Annotated in this window: 1 protein-coding gene; it reads right to left on the bottom strand. The window is 65.8% G+C overall.

Annotated features, from left to right (window positions below; translation table 11 throughout):
• The coding region (locus tag ACFLIM_RS50210; RefSeq protein WP_393178029.1) for an IS110 family transposase at window positions 1-1,053 on the bottom strand (1,053 nt) is incomplete at both ends.

Here is a 1,053-nt window from a genome sequence, read left to right as displayed (position 1 = left end):
TCGGTTCCACGGTGACCTTGTGTCCGAGGCGTTCGAGTTCGCGGATGAGGCTGCGGGTTCTGCGTTGAGGGTCGATGTGCAGGTCGTAGAAGTCAGGGCCGAGATCGTCGAAGCGGGCGTCAGGATCGCTGAGTAGCGCCCAGATGATGGTGAGCAGTGTGCGTGAGACCGCGACGATGGCGCGGCGTTTGCCGATCCGGCGGGATAGTCGGCGGTAGCGTTCGCCGATCCGGGTGGAAGTCCGGGATGCTCCGATGACGGCTTCGCCGAGGACGGCGGCCAGGTAGGAGTTGCCCTTGCCGGTGGTGGCTCGTTTGCTCTTGCCCGCCGATTCTCGGGTCATGGGTGCCAGGCGGGCCCAGGATGCCAGGTGGGCTGCGGTGGGGAAGCGGCTCATATCGAGGCCGATCTCGGCGATGATGACCTGGGCTGCGCGCGGGCCGATGCCGGTGATCTCATCGAGTCGTTCGACGGCGTCGCCGGCTATGGTGGCGAGTTCGGCTTCGATGCGGGCGGTCAGTTGGTCGGTCCGCTCGGTCAGCCGGTCGATGTTGGCCAGCATGGACTGGCACAGGTAGGCGTGGTGGTCGGTGAAGTTTCCGGTCAGCGCCTCCACAAGCTGGGGCATCTTGCCGCGAAGCCGGGCCTTGGCCAAGTCAGCCAGAGTGTTCGGATTGCGTTCTCCGGCGATCAGCGCCTCGAGCATCGCCCGGCCGGACAGCCCGTGCAGGTCGCTCACCACGACGTCGAGCTTGATCTGGGCGTCTTCGAGGATCTTTTCCAGCCGCTGCTTTTCGCGGGTACGGTCCTGGACCAGAGCGGAGCGGTAGCGGGTCAGATCGCGCAGGCGGCGGATCGGCTTGGGCGGGACGAAACTGGGTCGGACCATCTGCCGCTCGGCGCAGCGGGCCAGCCATTCGGCATCCAGCCGGTCGGTCTTGGGCCGGCCTGGCAGGTTCTTGACGTGCGCCGCGTTGACCAGCCAGGTCTCAAAGGTGTCTTCCAGCAGGTAGAACGGCGCTTTCCAGTAATCGCCCGTTGCTTCCATGACCA

The sequence above is a fragment of the Nonomuraea marmarensis genome (genome assembly GCF_043197025.1).
Classification (GTDB): domain Bacteria; phylum Actinomycetota; class Actinomycetes; order Streptosporangiales; family Streptosporangiaceae; genus Nonomuraea; species Nonomuraea marmarensis.
Note: the sequence above shows the minus strand (reverse complement) of the source record. Positions and strands in the feature narration are given on the sequence as shown.